Annotated in this window: 22 protein-coding genes, 3 tRNA genes and 1 pseudogene; 17 read left to right on the plus strand and 9 right to left on the minus strand. The window is 34.8% G+C overall.

Annotated features, from left to right (window positions below; all coding sequences use genetic code 11):
* Positions 1 to 23: 23 nt before the first annotated feature.
* Entirely contained in the window at positions 24 to 2,666 is a 2,643-nt protein-coding gene (locus HT731_RS05900) for a YhgE/Pip domain-containing protein (protein ID WP_173278082.1), read from the minus strand.
* A gap of 127 nt (positions 2,667 to 2,793) precedes the next feature.
* On the opposite strand from HT731_RS05900, the gene HT731_RS05905 reads away from it, so the two are divergent.
* Positions 2,794 to 3,336, plus strand: coding sequence for a TetR-like C-terminal domain-containing protein (locus tag HT731_RS05905; protein WP_173278084.1), 543 nt, complete (start codon positions 2,794 to 2,796; stop codon positions 3,334 to 3,336).
* Positions 3,337 to 3,375: 39 nt separating this feature from the next.
* On the opposite strand, the gene HT731_RS05910 is transcribed toward HT731_RS05905, so the two are convergent.
* The 7 genes from HT731_RS05910 to rlmH all read right to left on the minus strand — a co-directional run bounded on the left by HT731_RS05910 (position 3,376) and on the right by rlmH (position 6,549).
* A tRNA-Asn gene (locus tag HT731_RS05910) sits at positions 3,376 to 3,449 on the minus strand.
* Between the two features lie 5 nt (positions 3,450 to 3,454).
* A tRNA-Glu gene (locus HT731_RS05915) sits at positions 3,455 to 3,526 on the minus strand.
* A 51-nt stretch (positions 3,527 to 3,577) separates the two neighbouring features.
* Complete coding sequence (gene comE / locus HT731_RS05920) at positions 3,578 to 4,330, minus strand: competence system response regulator transcription factor ComE (protein ID WP_000866064.1); 753 nt, start codon at positions 4,328 to 4,330, stop codon at positions 3,578 to 3,580.
* Positions 4,327 to 5,652 carry a competence system sensor histidine kinase ComD gene (gene comD / locus HT731_RS05925; protein ID WP_173278086.1) on the minus strand — a complete coding sequence of 442 codons (1,326 nt, stop codon included), beginning with the start codon at positions 5,650 to 5,652 and terminating at the stop codon, positions 4,327 to 4,329. Before comD ends, comE begins: the two co-directional genes overlap by 4 nt.
* A gap of 12 nt (positions 5,653 to 5,664) precedes the next feature.
* Positions 5,665 to 5,787, minus strand: coding sequence for a competence-stimulating peptide ComC (gene comC / locus HT731_RS05930; RefSeq protein WP_033684573.1), 123 nt, complete (start codon positions 5,785 to 5,787; stop codon positions 5,665 to 5,667).
* Positions 5,788 to 5,952: 165 nt separating this feature from the next.
* Positions 5,953 to 6,026, minus strand: a tRNA-Arg gene (locus HT731_RS05935).
* A gap of 43 nt (positions 6,027 to 6,069) precedes the next feature.
* Positions 6,070 to 6,549 (minus strand): 23S rRNA (pseudouridine(1915)-N(3))-methyltransferase RlmH, encoded by a 480-nt coding sequence (gene rlmH, locus HT731_RS05940; protein ID WP_173278088.1) that lies wholly within the window; start codon positions 6,547 to 6,549, stop codon positions 6,070 to 6,072.
* A 182-nt stretch (positions 6,550 to 6,731) separates the two neighbouring features.
* On the opposite strand from rlmH, the gene HT731_RS05945 reads away from it, so the two are divergent.
* The 16 genes from HT731_RS05945 to HT731_RS06015 all read left to right on the plus strand — a co-directional run bounded on the left by HT731_RS05945 (position 6,732) and on the right by HT731_RS06015 (position 23,677).
* Positions 6,732 to 7,913 (plus strand): S1C family serine protease, encoded by a 1,182-nt coding sequence (locus HT731_RS05945; RefSeq protein WP_173278090.1) that lies wholly within the window; start codon positions 6,732 to 6,734, stop codon positions 7,911 to 7,913.
* Positions 7,914 to 7,970: 57 nt separating this feature from the next.
* Positions 7,971 to 8,729: a ParB/RepB/Spo0J family partition protein gene (locus tag HT731_RS05950; protein WP_033679431.1), complete on the plus strand. Its 759-nt coding sequence runs from the start codon at positions 7,971 to 7,973 to the stop codon at positions 8,727 to 8,729.
* Positions 8,730 to 8,941: 212 nt separating this feature from the next.
* The gene (gene dnaA / locus HT731_RS05955) at positions 8,942 to 10,303 is read left to right on the plus strand and encodes a chromosomal replication initiator protein DnaA (RefSeq protein ID WP_061759647.1); all 1,362 of its coding nucleotides are present in this window, start codon (positions 8,942 to 8,944) and stop codon (positions 10,301 to 10,303) included.
* Positions 10,304 to 10,461: 158 nt separating this feature from the next.
* On the plus strand, positions 10,462 to 11,598 hold the full coding sequence (gene dnaN, locus HT731_RS05960) for a DNA polymerase III subunit beta (protein WP_033679432.1): 1,137 nt from the start codon (positions 10,462 to 10,464) through the stop codon (positions 11,596 to 11,598).
* Positions 11,599 to 11,662: 64 nt separating this feature from the next.
* Positions 11,663 to 11,857: a DUF951 family protein gene (locus HT731_RS05965; protein ID WP_000285185.1), complete on the plus strand. Its 195-nt coding sequence runs from the start codon at positions 11,663 to 11,665 to the stop codon at positions 11,855 to 11,857.
* An 84-nt stretch (positions 11,858 to 11,941) separates the two neighbouring features.
* On the plus strand, positions 11,942 to 13,057 hold the full coding sequence (gene ychF / locus HT731_RS05970) for a redox-regulated ATPase YchF (RefSeq protein ID WP_061759648.1): 1,116 nt from the start codon (positions 11,942 to 11,944) through the stop codon (positions 13,055 to 13,057).
* 72 nt (positions 13,058 to 13,129) lie between these two features.
* Positions 13,130 to 13,699 carry an aminoacyl-tRNA hydrolase gene (gene pth, locus HT731_RS05975; RefSeq protein ID WP_061759649.1) on the plus strand — a complete coding sequence of 190 codons (570 nt, stop codon included), beginning with the start codon at positions 13,130 to 13,132 and terminating at the stop codon, positions 13,697 to 13,699.
* Entirely contained in the window at positions 13,700 to 17,209 is a 3,510-nt protein-coding gene (mfd, locus tag HT731_RS05980; RefSeq protein WP_172931265.1) for a transcription-repair coupling factor, read from the plus strand.
* Between the two features lie 57 nt (positions 17,210 to 17,266).
* The gene (locus HT731_RS05985; RefSeq protein ID WP_033679437.1) at positions 17,267 to 17,533 is read left to right on the plus strand and encodes an RNA-binding S4 domain-containing protein; all 267 of its coding nucleotides are present in this window, start codon (positions 17,267 to 17,269) and stop codon (positions 17,531 to 17,533) included.
* Positions 17,526 to 17,894, plus strand: coding sequence for a septum formation initiator family protein (locus HT731_RS05990; RefSeq protein ID WP_172931264.1), 369 nt, complete (start codon positions 17,526 to 17,528; stop codon positions 17,892 to 17,894). The genes HT731_RS05985 and HT731_RS05990 overlap by 8 nt, the downstream gene beginning before the upstream one ends.
* A 4-nt stretch (positions 17,895 to 17,898) precedes the next feature.
* Positions 17,899 to 18,021: an SP_0009 family protein gene (locus tag HT731_RS09520; protein WP_000429334.1), complete on the plus strand. Its 123-nt coding sequence runs from the start codon at positions 17,899 to 17,901 to the stop codon at positions 18,019 to 18,021.
* On the plus strand, positions 18,014 to 19,282 hold the full coding sequence (locus HT731_RS05995; RefSeq protein WP_173278092.1) for a serine hydrolase: 1,269 nt from the start codon (positions 18,014 to 18,016) through the stop codon (positions 19,280 to 19,282). Before HT731_RS09520 ends, HT731_RS05995 begins: the two co-directional genes overlap by 8 nt.
* Positions 19,279 to 20,556, plus strand: coding sequence for a tRNA lysidine(34) synthetase TilS (gene tilS / locus HT731_RS06000; protein WP_173278101.1), 1,278 nt, complete (start codon positions 19,279 to 19,281; stop codon positions 20,554 to 20,556). The genes HT731_RS05995 and tilS overlap by 4 nt, the downstream gene beginning before the upstream one ends.
* A gap of 4 nt (positions 20,557 to 20,560) precedes the next feature.
* The gene (gene hpt, locus HT731_RS06005) at positions 20,561 to 21,103 is read left to right on the plus strand and encodes a hypoxanthine phosphoribosyltransferase (protein ID WP_173278103.1); all 543 of its coding nucleotides are present in this window, start codon (positions 20,561 to 20,563) and stop codon (positions 21,101 to 21,103) included.
* A gap of 15 nt (positions 21,104 to 21,118) precedes the next feature.
* Positions 21,119 to 23,077, plus strand: a complete 1,959-nt coding sequence (gene ftsH / locus HT731_RS06010) for an ATP-dependent zinc metalloprotease FtsH (RefSeq protein ID WP_173278105.1) — start codon at positions 21,119 to 21,121, stop codon at positions 23,075 to 23,077.
* Positions 23,078 to 23,197: 120 nt separating this feature from the next.
* Entirely contained in the window at positions 23,198 to 23,677 is a 480-nt protein-coding gene (locus tag HT731_RS06015; RefSeq protein WP_061759653.1) for a sigma-70 family RNA polymerase sigma factor, read from the plus strand.
* 31 nt (positions 23,678 to 23,708) lie between these two features.
* Here HT731_RS06015 and HT731_RS06020 read toward each other — a convergent pair.
* Positions 23,709 to 24,462, minus strand: a pseudogene (locus HT731_RS06020) (helix-turn-helix domain-containing protein).
* Positions 24,463 to 24,612: the final 150 nt, after the last annotated feature.

The raw sequence follows: 24,612 nt of genomic DNA on the forward strand, positions 1-24,612 counted from the left end.
ACCAGTTAAGCGGTCGATTTTTTTTAATCTTCTTTCATTTTCTTAGGTTGATAGGCTAGCATACCTAAACAAATAAATAGTACTAATATAACGGCAAGGAAAATGACTTGATGATGAATATTTCCTGTCATAGAGATTGTTTGTCGTAATCCCGAAACTGAATAACTCATTGGTAACCAAGGATTAATGGATCTAAAGAAATCATTTGTCAAAGCAAGTGGGTAAGTACCTGCACTTGATGCTAACTGTAATAAAAGCAAAATAAGAGAAAAGAAAGCTCCTATACGGCTATTCCATGTTGTTAAAGCGGTCACCATGGACATGAATACTAAACTTGTTAGGATAATGAGAATAAATGTTCTCATTTCATGATTAGCCGTTAGACCAATAAGATGAACTCCTCCATATACCAAAATTCCTGCTAAAACAGCTATAATACCATTTATTTCTGCTCGAGATTTCAACCAAGCCCAACGACTCTCTGGATGACGTCCTGAAGGCAGCTTCGCAAAGATCATATTCGTTGATATTGCTGCAACAAAGAGAGCAACTGATATCATATAAGGAGCCATTGCAATTCCATTTACAGGAACTTGGTCATTGTCAGTTTTGGAGAGACTGAGAGGATTTGACAAAATCTCTGCATTTTTAGATTCTGTCGATGCTGACTTGAGTTGATCACTAGCATTACCTAATCCTTGTCTTAAAGAAACAACTCCTGTCTGTAAACCTTCCAATCCAGAAGTTAACTTTGTTCCACCTTCTGCTAGTTTCCCAGTTCCATCTGCCAATTTATTAGCTCCACTTTCTAATTGAGAAGCACCTGAAATTAACTGACTGGATTTGTCTGCTAATTGATCAGATCCTGATTGTAATTTATCAACTCCTGCCATTAATTCTTGACTCTTTTGATTCAATTGGTTAGAGCCAGTTGATAATTTTTCAATACCAGACACTAATTCTGGAGTTTTTTCAACTAATTGACTAACTCCTGCTGTCAAGTTAGAAGATTTTTGTGTCAAGGTAGTTGAGCCTGAAACTAGTTGATCCAAACTACCTGTCAAGGTGGAATTCTTTTCACTTAGTTGACTTGCGCCTTGAGAAACTTTATCAACACCTGCAGTATATGCATTTACACCCGATGTAATCGACTGACTGGCAGGAACTAATTTGCTAGTAACAGCTCCTTGTATCTCTGTTAATCCACTTGACAATCCTGTCAAAGAAGTAGAAGCAAGCGGTAATACTTGATTAGCTTGATTTTTTAATGTCGAAAGATTTGAAGATTGATTTTGTAAGTTTTCCAAACTTCCCTGTAAACCTTGTACTAAAGCTATAATTGACTGAGCTGATTGAATACTATCAGTCGAATTTTGAGATACAGAAGCACTTATTTCAGCTTGTTGCTCACTTGTCAATGATTGATAAGCTGCTGTCGATTGAATATTGGCTAATGTAGTTGCTTTTTCAGACCGAGCACTTGCTAACATTTGATTAGAAAGAGATACTATACTTGATAAAACAGCATCTAATTGTTTTGTATCTTCAACATCAATATTTTGAATGGATTGATTTAACTGATTCAGACCAGAAGATAATTGATTAATTTGATCTTTTTTCCCAGACGAAGCATCTAACTTGCTAGAAAGTTGTTGAATCCCTTCACTTAATTGCCCCACCCCCATTCGAAGTGTAGCTGATTGATTAGATAACTGATTAGCACCTATTGCAAGATTTCCCACTCCGTTTGTATAAGCACCAATACCAGATGAAAATTGATTAAGACCAGCATTAAGCTGAGAAACACCGCCAGTATAGGATTCTACACCAGTATATAGTTGATTGATTCTTCCTACTAATTCAGGACTTTTAGAAGATAATTGACCTAATCCGCTATCTAATTGACTCACTGCACCAGTATATGTAACTAAACCACTATTAAAATTCCCTAAGCCAAGATGAAGTTGTTCAACACCAGATACATAAGAGGATAATCCTTTAGTAAACTGTTCCGTTCCATTTGAAAATGTTAAACTTGAATCTGCTAAAGAGTGTAGGTTGGTAGTTAATGTTTGACTTCCTGCCACTAACTGATTCGCTCCATCAGTTAATTTTTCACTACCAGAAGCTGCTTGACTCATACCATCCTTTAAATCGATCATTTTGTTAAATAAAGCTTTGGTATAGGTCTCGGTTACATTGGTAGAAACACTCTGCTTTAATTGTGTCATTGCAGAATCACTCATCTTGCTTGCAATAAAGCTATGACCACTTGAAGTCTGATAATCGATTTGCATTTGCTCTGGATGATCCGTTAAAATAGAAGATGCTTTTTCAGATAAATCACTTGGTAAAGTTACTACCATATAGTAATCGCCATCTTCCAATCCCTTCTTTCCTTCCTCCTCATCTACAAAATGAAAATCTAAGGTTTTATTTTCTTTTAAATTGGACACCATGTGTTTTCCTATTGCCATAGTATTATCATTATAGGAAGCCTCTTTATCATTATTGACAACTGCCACAGGTAAGTCAGACAATTGACCATATGGATCCCACATTGATGATAAAAATATGATATTGTACAGAGCGGGAATAAGAGAAATCCCTATCATGACAATAATAAAGGTTGGTTTTTTAAAAATTGCTTTCCATTCTTTAAACATAGTTCCTCCTTTTTTAAACATATTGTCTAAAATTTTGATATAATAGATTATACATTAAAAAATCTAAATTACAAGATAAAAAATCCATTTTTAGACATATAGTCTAATTTGTTTACAAGGAGGAAGTATGCAAGAAAGTAATAAACGATTAAAAACAAAGCGAACTATTGAAAATGCTATGGTACAATTACTAATGGAACAGCCATTTGATCAAATTTCTACTGTCAATTTAGCAGAAAAAGCCGGAATTAGTCGTTCCAGCTTCTATACTCACTATAAGGATAAGTATGATATGATTGAGCACTATCAAAGCAAACTATTTCATACATTTGAATATATTTTTCAAAAACATGCTCATCAAAAAAGAGCTGCTATTCTAGAAGTATTTGAATATCTAGAGTCAGAACCACTTCTAGCTGCCCTTCTTTCTGAAAATGGGACTAAAGAAATCCAAAATTTCTTACGAAATAAACTTCATATCATGCTAAGTACAGATTTACAAAAGCGATTTATGCAACTGAATCTCAATACCACTGAATTAGAATATAGTAGCATCTATCTAACTCATGCACTTTTTGGTGTCTGCCAAACTTGGATTGCACATGGAAAAAAAGAAAGTCCTCAAGAAATAACAGACTTCCTTATGAAGATGCTTGGTGATACAAATTGATACAAAAAGGGAACACAGTTGTGTTCCCTTTTATCTATACTCCGCCAGTAGGACTCGAACCTACGACATCATGATTAACAGTCATGCGCTACTACCAACTGAGCTATGGCGGATAAAATAGTCCGTACGGGATTCGAACCCGTGTTACCGCCGTGAAAAGGCGGTGTCTTAACCCCTTGACCAACGGACCTTCTATCTGTAGCAGATATAACCATTATATCAATTTCTTACTAATTGTCAATCACTTTTTAGATTTTTTCTCTAGAATATCTTTTAATTTTCTAATTTTTAACCTTGAAATAGGACAGCGATGGTCTTCATAGAAAACAATTTCCAGGTTTTTTCGATCAATTTCTCTAATATTGCCTATATTTACCAAAAATGACTTATGAGGAGAATAAAATCGTTGGGTATGTTTATCCTTTTCCTGAATATCTGTCATGGTACCGTAAAATTCTTTGGCAAAATTCTTACCAATAATGCGCAATTTATGAGAGACCCCTGTCGTTTCAATATACAGAATATCATGGTAAGGAATTTTTAAATCATTTCCCTTGTAATTGTAGTCAAAATAATCTACAACATCTTCATTTTCAAGTAACATACTCTTTGTGTAGAAGATATTTTGCTCAATTCGCTTCTTAAACATCTCATCGTTGATATCCTTATCAACAAAATCTAGGGCTGATACCTGGTATTTATAGGTCAGAGTCGCAAACTCTGATCGACTGGTGATAAAGACGATAATAGCGTAAGGATTGTAATGACGAATGAGTTGAGCAACCTCAAATCCTTTTTTCTCAATTCCATGAATATCAATATCTAGGAAATAAAGCTGATTTACTTCATCATTTTCAATGTATTCTTCAAATTCACGGACTTTTCCCGTTGTCTTGTATGATATTGGAATATTCGATTCTTTCGAAATTTCATCCAATATTCTCTCTAGTCTCACTTGATGTTCAATAACATCCTCTAAAATTAAAACTTTCATTCAAATTCCCTCTTAAATCTAATAATTTGTCTAAATGTACTGCCTTCCATCTCTGTTTCTAAAATAATATTGTTGTACTTATCTAGTAGTTCTTTCACATTATTTAGGCCGACTCCGCGGTTTCTTCCCTTAGTAGAGAATCCTAATGCAAATAGATCTCCTGAAGGAGTCATCGTCATTTTACATGAATTCTGAATCACAATAACTGTTTCAGTTTCCATCTTAATAACTGCTACTTCCATTTGTTTTTTATAGCTATCAGCTGATCCTTCAACAGCATTGTTCAATAAGACGCTCATGATACGAACTAAATCCAATAGTTCAATTTGGAGCGTGGTAATCGTATCTTTTACTTCCAGTGTAAACTCTACACCATTATTTCGAGCATAGACAATGGACTGAGCAACCAAACTTCGTAAAGCTGAATCTTCTATGTTGTTCAAATCAAAATAAGTGTATTTATCTGAACGCAGTTTGTAATTAGCTTTGACCAAAACTTCATTGTAAACTCTGTCAATTTCCTGTAAATCACCACTGTCAATTGCTATCTGCATGCTGACAAGCATTCCAGCATAGTCATGTCGAAAACCACGGATTTCATTATACAGTCCGACAATTTCATCTGTGTAGTTTTGTAAATGTTTCTGTTCAAATTTCTTCTGCTTCAAAGCAATCTCTTTCTCCATTTGAACTTTATGAGAATTCATTGCAAAGAAGGTCAAAAGTAACGAGATAAAAACAATAGATGATAAAATACTTCCAAAACTATTCAAATGTTTAATCGTACTTACCATATCTGAAACGAAAGATACAATATGGAGCAGTAGTAAGGCAAAAAATACTTTTTTCAAGAAAGGATAGAGATAGTCCTTATCAAAATAGTTTAGTTCTAAATGGAAATAACGAATGATTGTTACGATAACGACATAAGTCAACACCGTTACAACTAAAAAGAATAGGTCATAATATTGTAAAACAAAATTGTCTCCTGTTATAGAGGAAAAAATTACAGACAGAAAGGTATGAGTGCTCTCATATAAAAGAGATAGTAGTAAACTTAGGAATAGTCCTCTATCCCTCTCATACTGTTTAATCCATTTAAAATAGGAATATAGCATCAAAGGAAATAAAAATGTTACAATCCCTAATTCATCTAAATGTAGAAGATAAAAGGGAAGGCTAAGTACTATTTCTACTAGTAATGTATAAGCACCAAAAACGTATAGTTCCTTTGTTTTTATTTTACCTTTGCAAATTAAACTGTAACTATGACTAATAATAAAAAAATATAATATAAAATCTACTACTAAGAAAAAATTCATTCTGACACTCCCTTATCTTCTTTTAAGAAAATTAATGAACATTTTATCTATTCTCCTCATCTCCCCACCTTGAATTTTTTGCAAGTCTTTTTCCTTCAAGGCTACAAACTGTTCCAATTTAACTGTGTTTTTCATAATAAAATCTCCTAAAATGTTTTTTTCTTGTAAGCTAACTTACAAAAACCATTATACAAAATGGAATTTCGTTTTAGATAAAATTCTCTCAACTGTCATTTTTTTCTCCCCAAGTGTACTTTTTTAAGAAAAAAGCCGGGAAAATTCCCAGCTTTACTACTATATTGATCCCAGCAGGATTCGAACCTGCGACCGTTCGCTTAGAAGGCGAATGCTCTATCCAGCTGAGCTATGAGACCTAACACAATCATTCTACCAAAAATTCAATTAAAAGTCAATTTTCTATTTATGATAGGGCGAGCCCTGCTGAATCGTAAAAGCGCGATAGATTTGTTCAACAAGGACTAGTCTCATTAACTGATGGGGTAAAGTTAGACGGCCAAAACTGACAGAAAGATTAGCTCTCTTTTTTACATCCTGTGCTAATCCTAAACTCCCCCCAATAATAAAGGTAAGAGTAGAAAATCCTTTTATAGAAGCTTCTTCTAACTGTTTACTAAATTCTTCCGAGGAGAAAGTTTTCCCTTCTATAGCCAAGACAATAACGAAATCACGGTCACCAACTTTTGATAAAATTCTCTGACCTTCTATTTCTAAAATCTTTTGATTTTCTGACTCACTGGCCTTATCTGGTGTTTTTTCATCTGCTAGCTCAATCATTTCAAGTTTAGCAAATCGAGAAATTCGTTTTAAATACTCCGCGATACCATCTTTTAAATACTTTTCTTTCAGTTTCCCAACTGTTACAACTTTAATTTTCATGACTCTATTCTAACATATTCTCTATTTTTTCACATCTTATTCACAAAATAAAAGGTTAATTTTAGCCGAGAAAACCACAGATTTTAGAAAGTTATCCACAATCTGTGAAAAACTTTTGTGTTTAAGTTATAATTAAGCTAGTCAGTTTATACTTTCAGTAATTTAAAAATATGGAGGCAAATATGAAACATTTAAAAACATTTTACAAAAAAGGGTTTCAATTATTAGTCGTTATCGTCATTAGCTTTTTTAGTGGAGCCTTGGGTAGTTTTTCAATAGCTCAACTAACTCAAAAAAGTGGTGTAAGTAACTCTAACAACAATAGTACTATTACACAAACTGCCTATAAGAACGAAAATTCAACAACACAGGCTGTTAATAAAGTAAAAGATGCTGTTGTTTCTGTTATTACTTATTCAGCCAACAGACAAAATAGCGTATTTGGCAATGATGAGACTGATACAGATTCTCAGCAAATCTCTAGTGAAGGATCTGGAGTTATTTATAAAAAGAATGATAAAGAAGCTTACATCGTCACCAACAATCACGTTATAAATGGTGCCAGCAAAGTAGATATTCGTTTGTCAGATGGAACTAAAGTACCTGGAGAAATCGTCGGAGCTGACACTTTCTCTGATATTGCTGTCGTCAAAATCTCTTCAGAAAAAGTGACAACAGTAGCTGAGTTTGGTGATTCTAGCAAGTTAACCGTAGGAGAAACTGCTATTGCCATTGGTAGCCCGTTAGGTTCTGAATATGCAAATACTGTCACTCAAGGTATCGTATCTAGTCTTAATCGAAATGTATCTTTAAAATCTGAAGATGGACAAGCTATTTCTACAAAAGCTATCCAAACTGATACTGCTATTAACCCAGGTAACTCTGGTGGCCCATTAGTCAATATTCAAGGGCAGGTTATCGGAATTACCTCAAGTAAAATTGCCACAAATGGAGGAACATCTGTAGAAGGTCTTGGTTTCGCAATTCCTACAAATGATGCTATCAATATCATTGAACAATTAGAAAAGAACGGAAAAGTGACTCGTCCAGCTTTGGGCATTCAAATGGTCAATCTCTCAAATATTAATACAAGTGATATTAGAAGACTGAATATTCCAAGCAATGTAACATCTGGTGTAGTTGTTCGTTCTGTACAAAGTAATATGCCCGCCAATGGTCACCTTGTAAAATACGATGTTATTACAAAAGTAGATGACAAAGAGATTGCTTCATCAACAGACTTACAAAGTGCTCTTTACAATCATTCTATTGGAGACACCATTAAAATAACTTATTATCGTAACGGTAAAGAAGAAACTACATCTATTAAACTTGACAAGAGTTCAGGTGATTTAGAATCTTAATTGACATCTATGTAAAGAAAGCTTTACATAAAAGAAAAGATGTGTTAGTGTAGAATCATGGAAAAATTTGAAATAATTTCTATCACGGATATACAAAAAAATCCCTATCAACCTCGAAAAGAATTTGATAGAGAAAAACTAGATGAACTAGCACAGTCTATTAAAGAAAATGGGGTCATTCAACCGATTATTGTTCGTCAATCTCCTGTAATTGGTTATGAAATCCTTGCAGGAGAGAGACGCTATAGAGCTTCACTTTTAGCTGGTCTAACGTCTATCCCCGCTGTTGTTAAACAGCTTTCAGACCAAGAAATGATAGTCCAGTCCATCATTGAAAATTTGCAAAGAGAAAATTTAAATCCAATAGAAGAAGCACGCGCCTATGAATCTCTCGTAGAGAAAGGATTTACCCATGCTGAAATTGCAGATAAAATGGGAAAGTCTCGTCCTTATATCAGCAACTCTATTCGCTTGCTTTCCTTGCCAGAACAGATCCTCTCAGAAGTAGAAAATGGCAAACTATCACAAGCACATGCACGTTCGCTAGTTGGGTTGAATAAGGAACAACAAGACTATTTCTTTCAACGAATCATAGAGGAAGACATTTCTGTAAGAAAGTTAGAAACTCTTCTGACAGAGAAAAAACAAAAGAAACAGCAAAAAAATGATTATTTCATACAAAATGAAGAGGAACAGTTAAAAAAACTAATCGGATTAGATATTGAAATCAAACTGTCTAAAAAAGATAGTGGAAAAATCATTATTGCTTTCTCAAATCAAGAAGAATACAGTAGAATTATCAACAGCCTGAAATAAGGCTGTTCTTTTATTTTTTTATTCCACAAGATTATCCACTATTTTTTACAATAAAAAGCTTAATAAATCAAAAGTTTTTACCTTTATCCCCAACCTGTGGATAAAGATTGGTAACATTGTGGATTATTTTTCACAGCTTGTGGAAAATTCTTTCTATATGTGGTAAAATAAATCTAGCATTAAACTTTTAAATAGTAAAGGAGGAGAAAGGATTGAAAGAAAAACAATTTTGGAATCGTATATTAGAATTTGCTCAAGAAAGACTGACTCGATCCATGTATGATTTCTATGCTATTCAAGCTGAACTCATCAAGGTAGAGGAAAATGTTGCTACTATATTTTTACCACGATCTGAAATGGAAATGGTCTGGGAAAAACAACTAAAAGATATTATTGTCGTTGCTGGATTTGAAATTTATGATGCTGAGATTACTCCCCACTATATTTTCACCAAACCTCAAGATACGACTATCTCACAAGTTGAAAAAGCTACAAATTCAACTCTTTATGACTATAGTCCAAAGTTAGCATCTATTCCTTATTCAGATACTGGATTAAAAGAAAAGTATACCTTTGATAATTTTATTCAAGGGGATGGAAATGTTTGGGCAGTATCAGCCGCTTTGGCTGTCTCTGAAGATTTGGCCTTGACCTATAATCCTCTTTTTATCTATGGAGGACCTGGGCTTGGTAAGACTCACCTGTTAAACGCTATTGGAAATGAAATTCTAAAAAATATTCCAAATGCGCGTGTTAAATATATCCCTGCTGAAAGCTTTATTAATGACTTTCTTGATCACCTAAGACTTGGGGAGATGGAAAAGTTTAAAAAGACCTATCGTAGCCTTGATCTTTTATTGATTGATGATATACAATCTCTAAGTGGTAAAAAAGTTGCAACACAAGAAGAATTTTTCAATACCTTTAATGCACTGCACGACAAGCAAAAACAGATTGTCCTAACGAGTGATCGAAGTCCAAAACATCTAGAAGGGCTCGAGGAAAGGCTTGTCACGCGCTTTAGTTGGGGATTAACACAAACTATCACACCCCCTGACTTTGAAACACGTATTGCCATTTTACAAAGTAAAACGGAACATTTAGGCTACAATTTCCAAAGTGATACTCTAGAATACCTAGCTGGGCAATTTGATTCAAATGTTCGAGATCTTGAGGGAGCCATCAACGACATCACTTTAATTGCCAGAGTAAAGAAAATCAAGGATATCACTATTGATATTGCTGCAGAAGCTATTAGAGCTCGTAAACAAGATGTTAGCCAAATCCTCGTCATCCCAATTGACAAAATCCAAAATGAAGTTGGTAACTTCTATGGAGTTAGTGTCAAAGAAATGAAGGGAAGCAGACGCCTTCAAAATATTGTTTTAGCCCGTCAAGTAGCCATGTATTTATCTAGAGAACTAACAGATAATAGTCTTCCAAAAATTGGGAAAGAATTTGGTGGAAAAGATCATACAACAGTCATTCACGCCCATGCAAAAATTAAATCTTTGATTGATGAAGACGATAATTTACGTTTAGAAATTGAATCCATCAAAAAGAAAATAAAATAACTTGTGGATAACTTTCGCTTTTTTATCTTTTTTATCCACAGTTTTTAAACAAGCCCAAAAACTTGGTATGCCTTACTTTTAGTTTGTTTTCCACAGATTTCACAGACTCTATTATTACTATTATCCTTCTAATACTAAAAATAAATAAAGGAGAATCCATGATTCATTTTTCAATTAATAAAAATTTATTTCTACAAGCCTTAAATACTACTAAGAGAGCTATTAGTTCTAAAAATGCTATTCCTATTTTATCAACAGTAAAAATTGACGTGACCAATGAAGGTGTTACTTTAATTGGTTCAAATGGTCAAATTTCAATTGAAAATTTTATTTCTCAAAAAAATGAAAATGCTGGTTTGTTAATTACTTCTTTAGGTTCGATCCTTCTTGAAGCTTCTTTCTTTATCAATGTGGTATCTAGTCTACCTGATGTGACTCTTGATTTTAAAGAAATTGAACAAAATCAAATTGTTTTAACCAGCGGCAAATCAGAAATTACCCTAAAAGGAAAAGATAGCGAACAATATCCACGAATCCAAGAAATTTCAGCAAGCACTCCTTTAATTCTTGAAACAAAATTACTCAAGAAAATTATCAATGAAACAGCTTTTGCTGCAAGTACACAAGAAAGTCGTCCAATTCTAACAGGTGTTCATTTTGTATTGAGTCAACACAAGGAGCTAAAAACAGTGGCAACAGACTCTCATCGCCTAAGCCAGAAAAAATTAACGCTTGAGAAAAATAGTGATGATTTTGATGTTGTCATTCCTAGCCGTTCTCTACGCGAATTTTCAGCGGTATTTACAGATGATATCGAAACTGTGGAGATTTTCTTTGCCAATAATCAAATCCTCTTTAGAAGCGAAAATATTAGCTTCTACACTCGTCTCCTAGAAGGAAACTATCCTGATACAGATCGTTTGATTCCAACAGACTTTAACACTACTATTACTTTTGATGTTGTAAACTTACGCCAGTCAATGGAGCGTGCTCGTCTTTTATCAAGTGCGACTCAAAATGGTACTGTTAAACTTGAAATTAAAGATGGGATTGTTAGCGCCCATGTTCACTCTCCAGAAGTTGGTAAAGTAAACGAAGAAATTGATACTGATCAGGTGACTGGTGAAGATTTGACCATTAGTTTCAATCCAACTTATTTGATTGATTCTCTTAAAGCTTTAAATAGCGAAAAGGTGACCATTAGCTTTATCTCAGCTGTTCGTCCATTTACTCTTGTGCCAGCAGATACTGAAGAGGACTTTATGCAACTTATCACCCCAGTTCGTACAAATTAAGTTAAAGAGGTTGAGCCTAGCTCGCCTCTTTTATGATATAATCAAAAAAGAAAAGGAGAGTAGTATGTATCAAGTTGGAAATTTTGTTGAGATGAAAAAGCCACATGCTTGTACAATCAAGTCAACTGGTAAAAAAGCCAATCGTTGGGAAATTACACGTGTAGGGGCAGATATCAAAATTAAATGTAGCAATTGTGACCATGTTATCATGATGGGGCGCTATGATTTTGATCGAAAAATGAATAAAATTATTGACTGAGACCCCTTAGTTAGAGGGTTAGCAAGTTTTCCCTTTTTGTGTTATAATATTAGGGATTGAAATGAAAACGGAGAATGAGAAAATATGGCTTTAACAGCAGGTATCGTTGGTTTGCCAAATGTTGGTAAATCAACACTATTTAATGCAATTACAAAAGCAGGAGCAGAGGCAGCAAACTACCCATTTGCGACGATTGATCCAAACGTTGGAATGGTTGAGGTTCCTGATGAACGCCTCCAAAAATTGACGGAAATGATTACTCCTAAAAAGACAGTTCCAACAACATTTGAATTTACAGATATCGCAGGAATTGTAAAAGGAGCTTCAAAAGGAGAAGGGCTAGGGAATAAATTCTTGGCCAACATCCGTGAAGTAGATGCGATTGTTCACGTAGTTCGTGCTTTTGATGATGAAAATGTCATGCGTGAGCAAGGGCGTGAAGATGCCTTTGTGGATCCACTTGCAGATATTGACACAATTAACCTAGAATTGATTCTTGCTGACTTAGAATCAGTCAATAAACGTTATGCGCGTGTAGAAAAGATGGCCCGTACACAAAAAGATAAAGAATCTGTAGCAGAATTCAATGTTCTTCAAAAGATTAAACCAGTCCTTGAAGATGGAAAATCAGCTCGCACCATCGAGTTTACAGATGAAGAACAAAAAGTTGTCAAAGGTCTCTTCCTGTTGACAACTAAACCAGTGCTCTATGTTGCCAATGTGGACGAGGACGTGGTTGGAGACTCAGAATCTATCGATTATGTAAAGCAAATTCGTGAATTTGCAGCAACAGAAAATGCAGAGGTAGTGGTGATTTCTGCGCGTGCTGAGGAAGAAATTTCTGAGTTAGACGATGAAGATAAAAAAGAGTTCCTTGAAGCCATTGGTTTGACAGAATCAGGTGTAGATAAGTTGACGCGTGCAGCTTACCATTTACTTGGACTTGGAACTTACTTCACAGCTGGTGAAAAAGAGGTTCGTGCTTGGACCTTTAAACGTGGCATGAAAGCTCCTCAAGCTGCTGGTATCATCCATTCAGATTTTGAAAAAGGATTTATTCGTGCAGTTACCATGTCTTATGACGATTTGGTGAAATATGGATCTGAAAAGGCTGTAAAAGAAGCTGGACGCTTGCGTGAAGAAGGAAAAGAATATATCGTTCAAGATGGCGATATTATGGAATTCCGCTTTAATGTCTAAAAAAATTAATGAATAGTGTCAATTAGGTTGGAAAAAAATTCCAACCCTTTTGGCTTTTGAAAGGAAAAATAAATGACCAAATTACTTGTAGGATTAGGAAATCCAGGGGATAAATATTTTGAAACAAAACACAATGTTGGATTTATGTTGATTGACCAACTAGCGAAGAAACAGAATGTCACTTTTACACATGATAAGATATTTCAAGCTGACCTAGCTTCATTTTTCCTTAATGGTGAAAAAATCTATTTGGTGAAACCCACTACTTTTATGAATGAAAGTGGAAAAGCGGTTCATGCTTTATTGACTTATTATGGTTTGGATATTGAAGATTTACTCATCATTTACGATGATCTTGACATGGAAGTTGGAAAGATTCGTTTAAGAGCAAAGGGATCCGCAGGTGGTCATAATGGTATCAAGTCTATTATTCAACATATCGGAACTCAGACCTTTAATCGTGTTAAGATTGGAATTGGAAGACCTAAAAATGGTATGTCAGTTGTTCACCATGTTTTGAGTACCTTTGACAAGGATGATTATATTGGTATTTTACAGTCTATTGACAAGGTTGACGATGCTGTAAATTATTATTTACAAGAGAAAAACTTTGAAAAAATGATGCAGAGGTGTAACGGATAAATGGTGACCTTATTAGATTTATTCTCAGAAAATGATCAGGTCAAAAAATGGCATCAAAGTTTAACAGATAAGAAAAGACAACTAATACTTGGTTTATCAACGTCTACTAAGGCTCTTGCAATTGCAAGTAGCTTGGAAAAAGAAGGTAAGGTTGTATTATTGACGTCAACTTATGGAGAAGCAGAAGGACTGGTTAGTGATCTTATCTCTATCTTGGGTGAGGAACTTGTTTATCCATTTTTGGTAGATGACTCCCCTATGGTCGAGTTTTTGATGTCTTCACAAGAAAAAATCATTTCACGGGTTGAAGCCTTGCGTTTTTTGACTGATTCATCTAAGAAAGGGATTTTGGTTTGTAATATTGCAGCAAGTCGATTGATTTTACCGTCTCCAAATGTGTTCAAAGATAGTATTGTAAAAATATCAGTTGGTGAAGAATGTGACCAACACGCGCTTATCCATCAGTTAAAGGAAATTGGCTATCGAAAAGTTACACAAGTACAAACTCAAGGTGAATTTAGTCTGCGAGGAGATATTTTAGATATTTTTGAAATATCCCAGTTAGAACCTTGCCGAATTGAGTTTTTTGGTGATGAAATTGATGGTATTAGATCATTTGAAGTAGAAACACAATTATCGAAAGAAAATCAGACAGAACTCACCATCTTTCCAGCTAGTGATATGCTTTTGAGAGAAAAGGATTATCAACGAGGTCAGTCAGCTTTAGAAAAACAAATTTCGAAGACCTTATCACCTATTTTAAAATCATACTTAGAAGAAATTCTTTCAAGTTTTCACCAAAAACAAGTACATTCAGATTCACGGAAATTTTTATCTTTATGCTATGATAAGACATGGACTGTATTTGACTATATTGAAAAAGATACTCCAATATTCTTTGATGATTACCAAAAATTAATGAATCAGTATGAAGTCTTTGAAAGAGAATTAGCGCAATACTTTACAGAAGAATTACAGAACAGTAAAGCATTTTCTGAGATGCAGTATTTTGCTGATATAGAGCAAATCTATAAAAAACAGAGTCCGCTTACCTTTTTCTCTAATCTGCAAAAGGGGTTAGGAAATCTCAAGTTTGATCAAATTTATCAATTTAATCAATATCCTATGCAGGAGTTTTTCAATCAATTTTCTTTTCTAAAAGAAGAAATTGAACGATACAAAAAAATGGATTACACTATCATCCTTCAGTCTAGCAATTCAATGGGAAGTAAAACATTGGAGGATATGTTAGAGGAATATCAGATTAAATTGGATTCCAGAAATAAGTCAAGCATTTGTAAAGGATCTGTAAACTTAATCGAGGGTAATCTCAGACATGGTTTTCATTTTGTAGATGAAAAGGTTTTGTTGATAACTGAACATGAGATTTTTCAAAAGAAATTGAAACGTCGTTTTCGAAGACAACATGTTTCAAACGCAGAGCGATTAAAAGATTATAATGAACTTGAAAAAGGGGACTACGTTGTTCACCACATTCATGGAATTGGTCAATACCTAGGAATTGAAACCATTGAAATCAAAGGGATTCACCGTGATTATGTTAGTGTTCAATACCAAAACGGGGATCAAATCTCTATCCCAGTGGAACAGATTCATCTACTTTCCAAATACGTTTCAAGTGACGGTAAAGCACCTAAACTCAATAAATTAAATGATGGTCATTTCAAAAAAGCAAAGCAAAAAGTTAAGAACCAGGTAGAGGATATAGCTGACGATTTAATTAAACTTTATTCTGAACGTAGTCAGTTGAAAGGTTATGCTTTTTCAGCTGATGATGAAGATCAACATGCTTTTGATGATGCCTTCCCTTATGTTGAAACGGATGATCAACTTCGTAGTGTTGAGGAAATCAAGAGAGATATGCAGGCTTCTCAGCCAATGGATCGACTTTTAGTTGGGGATGTTGGTTTTGGAAAGACTGAAGTTGCTATGCGTGCAGCCTTTAAGGCAGTCAATGATCGCAAACAAGTTGTCGTCCTAGTTCCGACGACGGTTTTAGCGCAACAGCACTATACGAATTTTAAGGAACGATTCCAAAATTTTGCAGTTAATATTGATGTGTTGAGTCGCTTTAGAAGTAAAAAAGAGCAGACTGAAACACTTGAAAAATTGAAAAACGGTCAAGTTGATATTTTGATTGGAACACATCGTGTTTTGTCAAAAGATGTTGTGTTTTCAGATTTGGGCTTGATGATTATTGATGAGGAACAGCGATTTGGTGTCAAGCATAAGGAAACCTTGAAAGAACTAAAAAAACAAGTAGATGTCCTGACCTTAACAGCAACGCCAATTCCTCGTACCCTTCATATGTCTATGCTGGGAATCAGAGATTTGTCTGTTATTGAAACTCCGCCGACTAATCGCTATCCTGTTCAGACCTATGTTTTGGAAAAGAATGATAGTGTCATTCGTGATGCGGTCTTGCGTGAAATGGAGCGTGGAGGTCAAGTTTACTATATTTACAACAAAGTTGACACGATTGACCAAAAGGTTTCAGAATTACAGGATTTAATTCCAGAAGCTTCGATTGGTTATGTTCATGGGCAAATGAGTGAGATTCAGTTAGAAAATACTCTACTGGATTTCATTGAAGGTCAGTATGATATTTTGGTGACGACTACCATTATTGAGACAGGAGTGGACATTCCAAATGCCAATACCTTGTTTATTGAAAATGCAGACCATATGGGCTTGTCAACCTTGTATCAGTTAAGAGGAAGAGTTGGTCGTAGTAATCGTATTGCTTATGCTTATCTCATGTATCGTCCAGAAAAATCAATCAGTGAAGTCTCTGAGAAGAGATTAGAAGCGATCAAAGGATTTACAGAATTGGGCTCCGGATTTAAGATTGCGATGCGAGATCTTTCGATTCGTGGAGCAGGAAATCTTTTAGGAAAATCACAGTCTGGTTTCATTGATTCTGTTGGTTTTGAATTGTATTCGCAGTTACTAGAGGAAGCTATTGCTAAACGAAACGGTAATGCTAACACCAACACAAGAATCAAAGGGAATGCTGAGTTGATTTTGCAAATTGATGCCTATCTTCCTGATACTTATATTTCTGATCAACGACATAAGATTGAAATTTACAAGAAAATTCGTCAAATTGACAACCGTGTCAATTATGAAGAGTTACAAGAGGAGTTGATAGACCGTTTTGGAGAGTACCCAGATGTAGTTGCTTATCTTTTAGAGATTGGTTTGGTCAAATCATACTTGGACAAGATCTTTATTCAACGTGTGGAAAGAAAAGATAATAAAATTACAATTCAATTTGAAAAAGTCACTCAGCGATTGTTTTTGGCTCAAGATTATTTTAAAGCTTTATCCGCAACGAACTTAAAAGTAGCTATCACTGAGAATAAGGGATTAATGGAGCTTGTATTTGATGTCCAAAATAAGAAAGATTATGAAATTTTAGAAGGTCTGCTGATTTTTGGAGAAAGTTTATTAGAGATAAAAGAGTCTAAGGAAGAAAATTCCATTTGATATTTTCCTTCTATAAAATAGATAAAAATGGTACAATAATAAGTTGAGGTAATAAGGATGAGATTAGACAAATATTTAAAAGTATCGCGAATTATCAAGCGTCGTACAGTCGCAAAGGAAGTAGCAGATAAAGGTAGAATCAAGGTGAATGGAATCTTGGCCAAAAGTTCAACGGACTTGAAAATTAATGACCAAGTTGAAATTCGTTTTGGAAATAAATTGTTACTTGTAAAAGTACTAGAGATGAAAGATAGTACAAAAAAAGAAGATGCAGCAGGCATGTATGAAATTATCAGTGAAACAAGGGTAGAAGAAAATGTCTAAGAATATTGTACAATTAAACAATTCTTTTATCCAAAATGAATACCAACGTCGTCGCTACCTGATGAAAGAACGACAAAAACGGAATCGTTTTATGGGGTGGGTTCTTATTTTGATGATTTTATTGTTCATTTTACCAACTTATAATCTTGCTCAAAGTTATCAGCAATTACTCCAAAGACGTCAACAGTTATCAGACTTGCAAACTCAGTATCAAACCTTGAGTGAGGAAAAGGAGAAAGAGACAGCTTTTGCCACAAAGTTGAAAGATGAAGAGTACGCTGCTAAATACATGCGTGCAAAATATTATTATTCTAAGAATCGGGAAGCTGTTTATACGATTCCTGACTTGCTCCCAAGGTGATAAAATGGAAAATTTATTAGATGTAATAGAGCAATTTTTGAGTTTATCAGATGAAAAGCTGGAAGAGTTGGCTGATAAAAATCAATTATTGCGTTTACAAGAAGAAAAGGAAAGGAAGAATGCGTAAATTCTTAATTATTTTGTTGCTACCGAGTTTTTTGACTATTTCAAAAGCTGTTAGCACAGAAAAAGAAGTAGTCTATACTTCAAAAGAAATTTATTACCTTTCACAATCTGACTTTGGTATTTATTTTAGAGAAAAGCTAAGTTCTCCCATGGTTTATGGAGAAGTTCCTGTCTATGCGAATGAAGATTTAGTGGTAGAATCTGGAAAATTGACTCCCAAAACAAGTTTCCAAATAACCGAGTGGCGTTTAAATAAACAAGGAATTCCGGTGTTTAAGCTATCAAATCATCAATTTATCGCTGCAGACAAACGATTTTTATATGATCAGTCAGAGGTAACTCCAACAATAAAAAAAGTATGGTTAGAATCTGATTTTAAACTGTACAATAGTCCTTATGATTTAAAAGAAGTAAAATCATCCTTATCAGCTTATTCTCAGGTATCAATCGATAAGACCATGTTTGTAGAGGGAAGAGAATTTCTACATATTGATCAGGCTGGATGGGTAGCTAAAGAATCAACTTCTGAAGAAGATAATCGGATGAGTAAAGTTCAAGAAATGTTATCAGAAAAATATCAGAAGGATTCATTCTCCATTTATGTTAAGCAACTGACTACTGGAAAAGAAGCTGGTATCAATCAATATGAAAAGATGTATGCAGCTAGTGTTTTAAAACTACCTTATCTCTATTATGCGCAAGAAAAAATAAATGAGGGTCTTTATCAGTTAGATACGACTGTAAAATACGTATCTGTAGTCAATGATTTTCCAGGTTCCTATAAACCAGAGGGAAGTGGTAGTCTTCCTAAAAAAGAGGATAATAAAGAATATTCTCTAAAGGATTTAATTACGAAAGTATCAAAAGAATCGGACAATGTAGCTCATAACATATTGGGATATTACATTTCAAACGAATCTGATGCCACATTCAAATCCAAGATGTCTGCTATTATGGGAGATGATTGGGATTCAAAAGAAAAATTGATTTCTTCTAAAATGGCTGGGAAAGTCATGGAAGCTATTTATAATCAAAATGGATTTGTATTGGAGTCTTTGACTAAAACAAATTTTGATAATGAGCGAATTACCAAAGGTGTTTCTGTGAAGGTAGCTCATAAAATTGGAGATGCGGACGAATTTAAGCATGATACGGGTGTTGTCTACGCAGATTCTCCATTTATTCTTTCTATTTTCACTAAAAATTCTGATTATGATACAATTTCTCAGATAGCCAAAGATGTTTATGAGGTTCTGAAATGAGGGAACAGGATTTTTTAAATCATTTTCTCAAGAGAGGATATTTTAAAAAGCATACTAAGGTGGTGGTAGCTCTTTCTGGTGGATTAGATTCTATGTTTCTATTTAAGGTATTATCTACCTATAAAAAAGAGTTAGCAATTGAATTGATCCTAGCTCATGTAAATCATAAGCAGAGAGTAGAATCAGATTGGGAAGAACAGGAATTAAGGAAGTTAGCTGCTGAAGCAGAATTTCCTATTTATATCAGCAATTTTTCAGGAGAATTTTCAGAAGCGCGGGCTCGACATTTTCGTTATGATTTTTTTAAAGAGGTCATGATAAAGACTGGTGCGACAGCCTTGGTAACTGCCCACCATGCTGATGACCAGGTGGAAACGATCTTGATGCGTTTGATTCGAGGCACTCGTTTGCGCTATCTATCAGGAATTAAGGAGAAGCAAGTAGTCGGAGAGATAGAAATCATTCGGCCCTTCTTGCATTTTCAAAAAAAAGACTTCCCATCAATTTTTCATTTTGAAGATATATCAAATAAAGAAAATCATTATTTTCGAAATCGTATTCGAAACTCTTATTTACCAGAATTAGAAAAAGAAAATCCTCGATTTAGGGATGCAATCTTAAGCATCGGTAATGAAATTTTAGATTATGACTTGGCAATAGCTGAACTATCAAAGAATATTGATGTAGAAAATTTAGAGCAGCTATTGTCTTACTCTGAGTCGACACAAAGAGTTTTACTTCAAACTTATCTAAATCGTTTTCCAGATTTGAATCTTACAAAAGCTCAGTTTGAAGAAGTTCGGCAAATTTTAAAAACTAAAAGCCAGTATAGTCATCCGATTAAAAATGGTTATGAATTAGTAAAAGAGTATCAACAGTTTCGGATTTGTAAAATCAGTCCACAGTCTGATGAAAAAGAAGATGAACTTGTGCTACACTATCAAAATCAGGTATCTTACCAAGGATATTTATTTTCCTTTGGACTTCCTTTAGAAGGTGAATTAATTCAGCAGGTATCTGTTTCACGCGAAACATCGATACATATTCGTCATCGAAAAACAGGAGATGTTTTGATTCAAAATGGGCATAGAAAAAAACTCAGACGTCTATTTATTGATTTGAAAATCCCTATGGAAAAACGAAAATCTGCTCTAATTATTGAGCAATTTGGTGAAATTGTCTCAATTTTGGGAATTGCGACCAGTAATTTGAGTAAAAACACGAAAAATGATATAATGAACACTGTACTTTATATAGAAAAAATAGATAGGTAAAAAAATGTTAGAAAACGATATTAAAAAAATCCTCGTTTCACACGATGAAATTACAGAAGCTGCTAAAAAATTAGGTGCTCAATTAACCAAAGACTATGCAGGAAAAAATCCAATCTTAGTTGGGATTTTAAAAGGATCTATTCCTTTTATGGCTGAATTGATTAAACATATCGACACACATATTGAAATGGACTTCATGATGGTTTCTAGCTATCATGGTGGAACAGCAAGTAGCGGTGTGATCAATATTAAACAAGATGTGACTCAAGATATCAAAGGAAGACATGTTCTATTTGTAGAAGATATCATTGATACAGGTCAAACTTTGAAAAATTTACGAGATATGTTTATTGAAAGAGAAGCTGCTTCTGTTAAAATTGCAACCTTGTTGGATAAACCAGAGGGACGTGTTGTAGAAATTGAAGCTGACTATACCTGCTTTACTATTCCAAATGAGTTTGTAGTAGGTTATGGTTTAGATTACAAAGAAAATTATCGTAACCTTCCTTATGTTGGAGTATTGAGAGAAGAAGTATATTCAAATTAGAAAGAACAATTTTTAATGAAAAAACAAAATAATGGTTTAATTAAAAATCCTTTTCTATGGTTATTACTTATTTTTTTCCTAGTTACAAGTTACCAGTATTTTAGTACAGGTAGTGTTGCAGGGAAAAGTGAGCAAATTAATTATACAGAATTGGTAAAAGAAATTACCGATGACAATGTAAAAGAATTGACTTACCAACCAAATGGCAGTGTTATCGAAGTTTCAGGTGTTTATAAAAATCCTAAAACAAGTAAAGAAGCAACAGGGATTCAGTTCTTTTCTCCTTCTGCTACAACAGTAGAGAAATTTTCAAGTATTATTCTTCCTTCAGACACTACAGTATCAGAATTGCAAAAGCTTGCTTCTGACCATAAAGCGGAAGTAACTATTAAGCATGAAAGTTCGAGTGGTATGTGGATTAATATTCTTGTATCCATTGTGCCATTCGGTATTCTTTTCTTCTTCCTATTCTCTATGATGGGAAATATGGGAGGAAATAATGGCCGTAACCCAATGAGTTTTGGACGTAGTAAGGCTAAAGCCGCAAATAAAGAAGATATTAAAGTAAGATTTTCAGATGTTGCTGGAGCTGAGGAAGAAAAACAAGAACTAGTTGAAGTTGTTGAATTCTTAAAAGATCCAAAACGATTTACAAAACTTGGAGCCCGTATTCCAGCAGGTGTTCTTTTGGAGGGACCTCCGGGAACAGGTAAGACTTTGCTTGCTAAAGCAGTTGCCGGAGAAGCAGGTGTTCCATTCTTTAGTATCTCAGGTTCTGATTTTGTAGAAATGTTTGTCGGAGTTGGAGCTAGTCGTGTTCGTTCTCTTTTTGAAGATGCAAAAAAAGCAGCACCAGCCATTATCTTTATCGATGAAATTGATGCTGTTGGACGTCAACGTGGAGTTGGTCTTGGCGGAGGGAATGATGAACGTGAACAAACCTTGAACCAACTCTTGATTGAGATGGATGGTTTTGAGGGAAATGAAGGGATTATCGTCATCGCTGCGACAAACCGTTCAGATGTACTTGACCCTGCCCTTCTGCGTCCAGGACGTTTTGATAGAAAAGTCTTGGTTGGCCGTCCTGATGTTAAGGGTCGAGAAGCAATCTTGAAAGTTCATGCTAAGAACAAGCCTTTAGCAGAAGATGTTGATTTGAAATTAGTGGCTCAACAAACTCCAGGTTTTGTTGGTGCTGATTTAGAGAATGTCTTGAATGAAGCGGCTTTAGTCGCTGCTCGTCGCAATAAATCAATCATTGATGCCTCAGATATTGATGAAGCAGAAGATAGAGTTATTGCTGGTCCTTCTAAGAAAGATAAGACAGTTTCACAAAAAGAACGTGAGTTGGTTGCTTATCATGAAGCAGGACATACCATTGTTGGTTTAGTCTTGTCGAATGCCCGTGTTGTTCATAAGGTTACAATTGTACCACGTGGCCGTGCAGGTGGATACATGATTGCACTTCCTAAAGAGGATCAAATGCTTCTATCTAAAGAAGATATGAAAGAGCAATTGGCTGGCTTAATGGGTGGACGTGTAGCTGAAGAAATTATCTTTAATGTCCAAACTACAGGAGCCTCAAATGACTTTGAACAGGCGACACAAATGGCGCGTGCAATGGTTACAGAATACGGTATGAGTGAAAAGCTTGGCCCAGTACAATATGAAGGAAACCATGCTATGTTTGGTGCACAGAGTCCTCAAAAATCAATTTCAGAACAAACAGCTTATGAAATTGACGAAGAGGTTCGTTCATTATTGAATGAAGCACGAAATAAAGCTGCTGAAATTATTCAGTCAAATCGTGAAACTCACAAGTTGATTGCAGAAGCATTATTGAAATACGAAACATTGGATAGTACACAAATTAAATCTCTTTACGAAACAGGAAAGATGCCTGAAACAGTAGAAGAGGAATCTCATGCATTATCTTATGATGAAGTGAAGTCAAAAATGAATGACGAAAAATAACCCCGAGAGAGGCCCGTCCTCTCTTTTTTGTGCATTTGAGACGGTGAAGAGAACAGAATGGAGAAAATGTCACAAACGATGTTTCGAATCTGTTAGACTGTATCTAGAAAGGGGAACGTTATGCTTAAAGAATTGTATGAAGAAGTCCAAGGAATTGTGTACAAGTGTAGAAATGAATATTACTTGCATTTATGGGAGTTATCGGATTGGGACCAAGAGGGAATGATTTGCTTACATGAGTTGATTAGTAAAGAAGAAGGACTGATAGAAGATATTCCACGCTTACGTAAATATTTCAAAACTAAATTCCGAAATCGGATTTTAGACTATATCCGTAAGCAAGAAAGTCAGAAACGTAGATATGATAAAGAACCCTATGAAGAAGTAGGTGAGATTAGTCATCGTATAAGTGAGGGAGGTCTGTGGCTAGATGATTATTATCTCTTTCATGAAACATTACGGAGGTATAGAAAGGAACAAAGTAAAGAAAAACAAGAAGAGTTAGAACGTGTTTTAAGAAATGAACGTTTTCGAGGACGTCAAAGAGTATTGAGGGATTTACGTATTGTGTTTCAAGAGTTTGACATCCGTACACATTAGGAAGTCATGCAAAAAAAGCTAAATTCGCAAACTAAGTTCCACTGCTAGTAGAAGTGGAAGTTAGTGTGAGACGTTTGAATGGGGTTTTATGTTGGAGTAATTTAGAAGACTGACAGATGTATTCTGCAGGTGTTTTAGAAATACCAAGAAGCTTAGGAATCTCTTCTCCGTAAGTAAAGGTAAAAAGTTCATAGTCTGACTTCCCATTCAAAGCAGCACATTTAACGCTGTTTACATATGAACAGACGAGATTGATATCCTTCTGAGTTAAGTTGTCAAAGGAAGTTCCCTTAGGTAGAATGTCGCGAATCAGCGTGTGATTTTTCTCAATTCTGCCTTTCTGATCAGAACCATTAGGGTCATAAAAGAAAAGTTTACTCTCTCCTCGAATATCCATTTCGATATCATCAACCCTGACAAACTCTCCACCATTATCTGTCAGAATGACAGGAAAGAGTTGGAAGAAATCTTTGTTCGCTTGGTGAAGAGTGTTCTCGATATCATAGAGGTGTTTGGTAACCTCAAGATCCAAATAATTTAGGAAATTCTCAAAGGAACGCCCTTTTTTGTCTTCTTTAGGGATGGAAGGTAGCTTTGTTGAGTAGAGGGCAAGGAAGGTTATCACAAGTCGACTTTCGGATTTGTCTATTTCTCTTGACTTCTTTAGAAACAGTAGTCGGGTCTTTTAGAATGGATTGTCCAATAGCTTTGAAGGTTTCACCACGCTCTAAGCCTAATTGGATATCATTACGGTCTGAAAGGGTAAGATGTTTCTGTTTTATCATAGTGGACCTCATTTCTAACTCAAACGTCTCATGCTTAATTCCACCATAAAAATCCGTTTTAGACTAATTTCCACTTCGGCTAGGCCAGTGGAAGTTACTTTGAGAAGTTAAGCAAATTAAAAAAGTTGAAAAAAAGTTTAAAAAAGTAGT

It is taken from the genome of Streptococcus sp. k-163 (assembly GCF_013277555.1).
In the GTDB taxonomy this organism is placed as follows: domain Bacteria; phylum Bacillota; class Bacilli; order Lactobacillales; family Streptococcaceae; genus Streptococcus.

What these genes read in the sequence shown, in the direction of transcription:
- HT731_RS05900 (WP_173278082.1), bottom strand. Translation starts at nt 2,666, where the DNA reads ATGTTTAAAGAATGGAAAGCAATTTTTAAAAAACCAACCTTTATTATT.
- HT731_RS05905 (WP_173278084.1), top strand. Translation starts at nt 2,794, where the DNA reads ATGCAAGAAAGTAATAAACGATTAAAAACAAAGCGAACTATTGAAAAT.
- comE (WP_000866064.1), bottom strand. Translation starts at nt 4,330, where the DNA reads ATGAAAGTTTTAATTTTAGAGGATGTTATTGAACATCAAGTGAGACTA.
- comD (WP_173278086.1), bottom strand. Translation starts at nt 5,652, where the DNA reads ATGAATTTTTTCTTAGTAGTAGATTTTATATTATATTTTTTTATTATT.
- comC (WP_033684573.1), bottom strand. Translation starts at nt 5,787, where the DNA reads ATGAAAAACACAGTTAAATTGGAACAGTTTGTAGCCTTGAAGGAAAAA.
- rlmH (WP_173278088.1), bottom strand. Translation starts at nt 6,549, where the DNA reads ATGAAAATTAAAGTTGTAACAGTTGGGAAACTGAAAGAAAAGTATTTA.
- HT731_RS05945 (WP_173278090.1), top strand. Translation starts at nt 6,732, where the DNA reads ATGAAACATTTAAAAACATTTTACAAAAAAGGGTTTCAATTATTAGTC.
- HT731_RS05950 (WP_033679431.1), top strand. Translation starts at nt 7,971, where the DNA reads ATGGAAAAATTTGAAATAATTTCTATCACGGATATACAAAAAAATCCC.
- dnaN (WP_033679432.1), top strand. Translation starts at nt 10,462, where the DNA reads ATGATTCATTTTTCAATTAATAAAAATTTATTTCTACAAGCCTTAAAT.
- HT731_RS05965 (WP_000285185.1), top strand. Translation starts at nt 11,663, where the DNA reads ATGTATCAAGTTGGAAATTTTGTTGAGATGAAAAAGCCACATGCTTGT.
- ychF (WP_061759648.1), top strand. Translation starts at nt 11,942, where the DNA reads ATGGCTTTAACAGCAGGTATCGTTGGTTTGCCAAATGTTGGTAAATCA.
- pth (WP_061759649.1), top strand. Translation starts at nt 13,130, where the DNA reads ATGACCAAATTACTTGTAGGATTAGGAAATCCAGGGGATAAATATTTT.
- mfd (WP_172931265.1), top strand. Translation starts at nt 13,700, where the DNA reads ATGGTGACCTTATTAGATTTATTCTCAGAAAATGATCAGGTCAAAAAA.
- HT731_RS05985 (WP_033679437.1), top strand. Translation starts at nt 17,267, where the DNA reads ATGAGATTAGACAAATATTTAAAAGTATCGCGAATTATCAAGCGTCGT.
- HT731_RS05990 (WP_172931264.1), top strand. Translation starts at nt 17,526, where the DNA reads ATGTCTAAGAATATTGTACAATTAAACAATTCTTTTATCCAAAATGAA.
- HT731_RS09520 (WP_000429334.1), top strand. Translation starts at nt 17,899, where the DNA reads ATGGAAAATTTATTAGATGTAATAGAGCAATTTTTGAGTTTATCAGAT.
- HT731_RS05995 (WP_173278092.1), top strand. Translation starts at nt 18,014, where the DNA reads ATGCGTAAATTCTTAATTATTTTGTTGCTACCGAGTTTTTTGACTATT.
- tilS (WP_173278101.1), top strand. Translation starts at nt 19,279, where the DNA reads ATGAGGGAACAGGATTTTTTAAATCATTTTCTCAAGAGAGGATATTTT.
- hpt (WP_173278103.1), top strand. Translation starts at nt 20,561, where the DNA reads ATGTTAGAAAACGATATTAAAAAAATCCTCGTTTCACACGATGAAATT.
- ftsH (WP_173278105.1), top strand. Translation starts at nt 21,119, where the DNA reads ATGAAAAAACAAAATAATGGTTTAATTAAAAATCCTTTTCTATGGTTA.
- HT731_RS06015 (WP_061759653.1), top strand. Translation starts at nt 23,198, where the DNA reads ATGCTTAAAGAATTGTATGAAGAAGTCCAAGGAATTGTGTACAAGTGT.